Origin of the sequence: Methylorubrum podarium (genome assembly GCF_022179745.1) — a bacterium.
GTDB lineage: Bacteria > Pseudomonadota > Alphaproteobacteria > Rhizobiales > Beijerinckiaceae > Methylobacterium > Methylobacterium podarium.
Genome location: NZ_BPRD01000040.1, coordinates 1 through 5860, shown reverse-complemented (window position 1 = coordinate 5860; position 5860 = coordinate 1). Strand labels below are relative to the sequence as shown.

The 5860-nt window shown below is 69.9% G+C and carries 5 protein-coding genes and 1 pseudogene; 4 read left to right on the top strand and 2 right to left on the bottom strand.

Translation table 11 applies throughout. The features are described 5' to 3' along the window. Positions 1-208, top strand: a pseudogene (locus MFF42_RS02065) (rhizopine-binding protein); the annotation flags it as partial. A 52-nt stretch (positions 209-260) separates the two neighbouring features. Here MFF42_RS02065 and MFF42_RS02060 read toward each other — a convergent pair. Both MFF42_RS02060 and MFF42_RS02055 read right to left on the bottom strand, forming a co-directional pair. After that, positions 261-1733 carry a carbohydrate porin gene (locus MFF42_RS02060; RefSeq protein ID WP_238254279.1) on the bottom strand — a complete coding sequence of 491 codons (1473 nt, stop codon included), beginning with the start codon at positions 1731-1733 and terminating at the stop codon, positions 261-263. Between the two features lie 144 nt (positions 1734-1877). Next, positions 1878-2549: a GntR family transcriptional regulator gene (locus MFF42_RS02055; RefSeq protein WP_238254277.1), complete on the bottom strand. Its 672-nt coding sequence runs from the start codon at positions 2547-2549 to the stop codon at positions 1878-1880. A gap of 163 nt (positions 2550-2712) precedes the next feature. Between MFF42_RS02055 and dctP the strand changes: the two genes are divergently transcribed. From dctP to MFF42_RS02040, 3 genes are read left to right on the top strand one after another with little or no spacing between them, the layout of a single operon-like run. Further along, a complete protein-coding gene (dctP, locus tag MFF42_RS02050; RefSeq protein ID WP_238254276.1) occupies positions 2713-3735 on the top strand; it encodes a TRAP transporter substrate-binding protein DctP in 1023 nt (340 codons plus the stop codon). Next, positions 3732-4475: a TRAP transporter small permease gene (locus MFF42_RS02045; RefSeq protein ID WP_238254274.1), complete on the top strand. Its 744-nt coding sequence runs from the start codon at positions 3732-3734 to the stop codon at positions 4473-4475. Before dctP ends, MFF42_RS02045 begins: the two co-directional genes overlap by 4 nt. After that, positions 4472-5824 (top strand): TRAP transporter large permease, encoded by a 1353-nt coding sequence (locus tag MFF42_RS02040; protein WP_238254273.1) that lies wholly within the window; start codon positions 4472-4474, stop codon positions 5822-5824. Before MFF42_RS02045 ends, MFF42_RS02040 begins: the two co-directional genes overlap by 4 nt. Positions 5825-5860: the final 36 nt, after the last annotated feature.

Genomic DNA, 5860 nt, shown 5'->3' with positions numbered 1-5860 from the left:
GGGCGGCATCGACGGCGGCCGGGAGGCCATCGCCGCCGTCAAGGCCGGAGACATGGCCTGCACCGTCTTGCAGAACGCCACCGCGCAGGGCGCCCAGGCGGTGGCGAACGCGGAAAAGTTCGGCCGCGGCGATTACGTCCAGCCCTACGAATGGATCCCCTACGAATTGATCGTCGCCGAGAACGTCGGCGCCTCTATCCGGCGCTGACGACGCGGGGCGTTCGAAGAAACGTCCTGAAACGCCCGGCCGCCGGCCTTCCTCAATACTGAACCGTCGCGCGAAGGCCGAGCACCGCGGCGTTGCGCACCCGGCGGCCCTCCGGGTCGCGGGGGTTGGCGATGCCGCCGCCCGGATGCAGGATCAGCTGCACGTCCGGCTGCACGGTGAAGCCCGGCACCACCACCGCCTGATAGGTCGCCTCGATCACCGTCTCCGCCCGCCGCCGCGGCATCGCCGTGCCGGTATAGACGATGGTGTCGATGTCGGACCGGCGCGCATCGTCGGAGAGGCGGGCATAGGCGAGGCTGAAGCCGACCGTGTCGTCGTCGCGGCCCTCCAGCAGGCCCTTATAGGCGAGCCCGGTATCGAGATAGGCGGAGACGAGGCTGGAGCGGGTCGGCGACCACGCCGCGCGCAGGAAGAAGCCGAGGCCCTCGTCGTCCTTGCCGGTCTCCCGGTAGAGCGTCTGGTCGTAGACCGCGTAGATCCCGGCATTGCCGCGCAGGCGGCGGCCGATTCCGGTGGCGTTCGGGTCGGCGAGCGGCAGGCCGGTCTGGTCGAAGCGCAGGGATTCGAACCGCCCGAAATGCTGCCAGCCGCCCAGGGTGATGTCGCCGGGCAGGCCCTTCGCGTCCTTGTCCGTGTTGTAGGCGTAGGTCGCCTCGGCCACGACGAGGGCGGGATCGTGGGCGCGGAAATTGGTGCCGGTGCGGTTGAGGCGCTGTGCCTCCGGGTCGTCGCCGGGGCGGTTGGCCCCGGCCGGGTCGCCGTCATAGAGCCCGGCCTGGAGCGAGAAGCCGTTGCCCGGCACGTATTTGGCCCGGATTGCCGGCGTCGCGAGCGGGTAGGCCGGGCCGCCGCTCGGCAGGTCGAGCCCGGTGATCGCCGGCCAGCCGAAGGTCGAGTTCACGAACACGGTCGCGGTTTGGCTGACGAAGAACTCGGTGTCGGCCGCCTGCTGGCCGACCCGCACGCCGAGCTTGCCCTCGAAGAGCTGCTGGTCGAGCCACAGAACGTAGAGGCGGGAGGCGGGCAGCGCCTCGATCACGCTCGCCGCAAGCAGGTTGCCGACATAGTAGCGCGACAGGCCGGTGCCGTGGATGAAGTAGGCGTTGGCGTGGACCGTGGCGCCGTCCCAGCCGGCGAGCCGCTGCAGGTCGAGGTTGAGCCGCAGATTCAGCCGGTCCTCGACGATCGCGCCCTGGCGGATGCCGCCGACGGGGTTGCCGAGGGTCTCGGCGATGTAGGTGAGGCTGTACTCGATGCCCCGCGCCTTCAGCAGGGGACGCAGGCCGAACGGATCGCCGAGCGGCCCGAGGGAAGGCTCGATCGAGCGCACGTAGCCGCCGGAGGCCTGACTCGTCGATTCGGGCTGGGAGACCGAGATCCGCGGATCGCCGCCCGCGCCCTCGTAGACCGGCTTTCCGGTGGATTGCGCGAGGGCCGGCGGACCGGCCAGAGTCGTCAGGGCGAGCGCGACGGGCAGGACACCGGGAACGGGGCGGCGGAACACGAGAGAACCCCTGGGACGGGCCGTAAAGCTTGAGTTTACGGTCCGGCTCTCGGCTCGGCCAGAGAACCAGCGGTAGAAACGCCGCCTCCCGACCGCGTGCCCCGCACCGGGATCGGGACCCAGGGACGGCTTCGACGGCGTCGTTCAAGCCGCGCTGTTGTCGAGCGCCCGCAGGTTGGCCACCAGCTCCGAGAATCCGTCGCCCTGGATCAGCACGTGGCGGCGGAGCTGATCGGCCGCCGCGGCGCCGTCGCCGGCGAGGATCGCGGCCACGACCGCCTCGTGCTCGGCGAGCGACTGCGCCACCCGGTGGCGGGCGCGCAGCTGCAGCCGCCGGTAGGGCGAGAGCCGGCGGTGCAGCGCCAGCGCCTGCCCGCACAGGAAGTCGTTGCGGCAGGCGCGGTAGACCACGGTGTGGAAGACGTAGTTCTCGCCGTAATAGGCTTCCGGATCTCCCGCCGCGGCCACCCGGGCGCAGGCCGCGAGCGCGCCCGTCAGCTCCGCCTCGAGTTCGGGCGTGAGGCGGCGCGCGGCGAGCCGGCCGCAGGACGCCTCCAGCTCCGCCATCGTCTCGAACATCTCCAGGAGATGCCCCGGCTCCGGCGCGCTCACCACCATGCCGCGGCGCGGCTTGGTCTCCACGAGGCCGGTGGCGGCCAGCTGCAGCAGCGCCTCGCGGATCGGCGTGCGCGAGACGCCGAAGCGCTCGGCGAGCTGCGTCTCGTCCAGGCGCGCCCCGAGGGCGAGACGCCCCTCGACGATCTCGTCCTCGATCGTCTGCCTGAGGCGCTGGGTCTGGTTCATCGGTCGAGTCATCGGCGATTTCCTGCCGATCCATATTCAAGGGCGTTGACAAAATATGCAAGATGGCGCGATCTTGTATTCTATGCTGCGCAGCCACGTATATTGTGCGGCGCACAAAAGCCCCCTCAAGCGGGCGAACGAGATTCCGCGAAAGCGGTATTCGGAAGGAAACGCCATGACCCTGAACCGCCGCCACCTCCTCGCGGCCGGACTGGCCGCGCCCGCGCTGCTCAGGCTCGGGACCGGCTCGGCCCAGGCCGCCACGATCCTGAAGCTCTCGCACCAGTTCCCCGGCGGCTCGATCGACGAGGGCGATTTCCGCGACCGGATGTGCCGGAAGTTCGCGGCCGCCATCAAGGAGCGCTCGAAGGGCGCGATGGAGGTGCAGGTCTATCCCGGCTCCTCGCTGATGAAGACCAACGCCCAGTTCAGCGCCATGCGCAAGGGGGCGCTCGACCTGTCGCTCTACCCCTCGCCCTATGCCGGCGGCGAGGTGCCGGAGATGAATATCGGCCTGATGCCGGCGCTGGTCCCCTCCTACGCCCAGGCTGTCGCCTGGAAGGAAGCACCCGTCGGCCGCAAGCTCACCGAGATCCTGGATGCCAAGGGCATCGTGCTGGTCTCCTGGGTCTGGCAGGCCGGCGGCGTGGCGAGCCGCGAGCGCCCGCTGCTGACGCCCGAGGACGCCAAGGGCATGAAGGTCCGCGGCGGCTCGCGCGAGATGGACCTGATGATGAAGCAGGCGGGCGCCGCCACGCTCTCGCTGCCCTCGAACGAGTCCTACGCCGCGATGCAGACCGGCGCCTGCGATGCGGTGCTGACCTCCTCCACCAGCCTGATCTCGTTCCGCCTGGAGGAGATCTCGAAGGCCCTGACCTCGGGCCGCGAGCGCTCCTACTGGTTCATGCTGGAGCCGATCATGATGTCGAAGATCGTGTTCTCCGGCCTGCCCAAGGACCAGCAGGACCTGATCATGGCGGTCGGCGCCGAGCTCGAGAGCTTCGGCCAGGAGGGCGCCAAGGCCGACGACACCCGCGTCGAGGAGGTGTTCGGCAAGGCCGGCGCCAAGGTCGTGCAGCTCGACGAGCCGACGCTCGGCAAGTGGCGCGACATCGCCCGCGACACCGCCTGGAAGGACTTCGCCAACAAGAACGCGAGCTGCGCCGAGCTGCTCAAGCTGGCGGAGAAGGTCGCATGAGCCACGCCTTCGACGCGGCCTCGGCCGCCTCCGAGACGCCCAAGGCCGAGGAGGCGCGGGTTCCGGGCCTGCTCGGCGTCATCGACCGCACCACGCGCCGGCTCAACCACCTCATCCTGGTGCTGGGCGGCGTCGCGCTCGTCGCCGCCTGCCTCGTGCTCAGCTACTCCGTGCTGATCCGCTACGTCCTGCACGAGCCGACCGAGTGGCAGGACGAGACCGCCGTGTTCCTCATCGTCGGCGCGACCTTCCTGTCGGCGGCGGGCGTCCAGGCCAAGCGCGGCCACGTCGCCATCGAGGCGCTCACCGGCCTGCTGCCTCCGGGCGTCAACCGGGTGCGCCTCGTCCTCGTCGACGTCGTCGGACTGGCCTTCGTCACCTTCTTCGCCTGGAAGAGCTGGAGCCTGTTCCACGAGGCCTGGGTCGACGGCCAGATCTCGCAATCGACCTGGGGGCCGCCGCTCTGGATCCCCTACCTGCTGATGTCGGCGGGCATGAGCCTGCTCGCCCTGCAATTCGTCCTGCAGATCGCCGAAGCGGTCCTCTACGGCCCCCGCGCCGCCGGCTGGGCCAAGCCGAAGATCGGCCTGGGGGCGGACATCAACCGCGACCTGCACGACCGCCCGGACGTCACGCCCGAGGGACCGGACCCCATGGGAACGACGACGGGACAGACGACCGGACGCACGACAGCCACGGCCCCGATTCGGCCGGTCACGACGACGGGAGGCAAGGCATGAGCACCGCCGCGATCGGCTTCCTCTATGCCGGGGCGACCCTCGGCGCCATGCTGTCGGGCATCCCCATCGCCTTCGCGCTCGGCTTCGTCGCCTTGGCCTTCATGTACGCGTTCATGCCCGCCGCCTCGCTCGATACGGTGGCGCAGAACGTCTACGAGGAGATGGCCTCGATCACCCTGCTCTCGATCCCGCTCTTCATCCTGAAGGGCGCGGCGATCGGGCGGAGCCGGGCCGGCCAGGATCTCTACTCGGCGATGCATGCCTGGATGCACCGCATCCCCGGGGGCCTCGGCATCGCCAACGTGTTCGCCTGCGCCCTGTTCGCGGCGATGGCCGGCTCCTCGCCCGCCACCTGCTCGGCGATCGGCTCCGCCGGCATCCCGGAGATGCGCAAGCGCGGCTACTCGCCGGGCTTCGCCGCCGGGATCATCGCCGCGGGCGGCACGCTCGGCATCCTGCTGCCGCCCTCGATCACCATGATCCTCTACGCGGTCGCCGCCGAGCAGTCGCTCGGGCGCCTCTTCCTCGCCGGGATCGGGCCGGGCTTCCTCCTGGTCGCCCTGTTCGCCGCCTGGTCGGTGTTCCGCTTCCGCTCGGAATTCGCGGCGGCCAAGCACGCCTACGAGCAGACCGGCGCGCAGCATCCGATCCTGCGGGAAGACGCCTACAGCATGCGCGAGCGCTTCTCGACGCTGCCGCGGGTGCTGCCCTTCGTGGTGCTGCTCACCGGCGTCATGGTCGCGCTCTACGGCGGCTACGCCACGCCCTCCGAGACGGCCGGCCTCGGCGGCCTGCTGGCGCTCGCCCTGATCGCGGTGATCTACGGCGTCTGGCGGTTCCGCGATCTCGACCCGATCCTGACCGCGACCCTCAGGGAATCGACCATGCTGATGCTGATCATCGGCATGTCGCTCCTCTACGCCTACGTGATGAGCTACCTCCACATCAGCCAGGCGGCGGCGCAGGCCATCGTCGCGATGCAGCTCTCGCCCTGGGTCCTGCTCGCCACGATCCTGGCCCTGGTGATCGCGCTCGGCTTCTTCCTGCCGCCGGTCTCGATCATCCTGATGACGGCGCCGATCATCCTGCCGCCGCTGAAGGCCGCCGGATTCGACCTCGTCTGGTTCGGCGTGGTGATGACGATCACCATGGAGATGGGGCTGATCCACCCGCCGGTGGGTCTCAACATCTTCGTCATCAAGAACATCGCCCCCGACATCCCGCTCAAGGACATCATCTGGGGCACCCTGCCCTTCGTGATCCTGATGGGCGTGGCGATCGTCCTGCTCTGCCTCGTGCCGGGCATCGCCCTCTGGCTGCCGGACCTGCTCCTGCCGACGACGCGCTGACGCACCGCCCGTCGCGAGACAAGAGACCCTCCGTGC

Excerpts from the sequence above, each read along its gene's own strand:
- MFF42_RS02055 (WP_238254277.1), bottom strand. The coding sequence starts at position 2,549 with ATGACTCGACCGATGAACCAGACCCAGCGCCTCAGGCAGACGATCGAG.
- dctP (WP_238254276.1), top strand. The coding sequence starts at position 2,713 with ATGACCCTGAACCGCCGCCACCTCCTCGCGGCCGGACTGGCCGCGCCC.
- MFF42_RS02045 (WP_238254274.1), top strand. The coding sequence starts at position 3,732 with ATGAGCCACGCCTTCGACGCGGCCTCGGCCGCCTCCGAGACGCCCAAG.
- MFF42_RS02040 (WP_238254273.1), top strand. The coding sequence starts at position 4,472 with ATGAGCACCGCCGCGATCGGCTTCCTCTATGCCGGGGCGACCCTCGGC.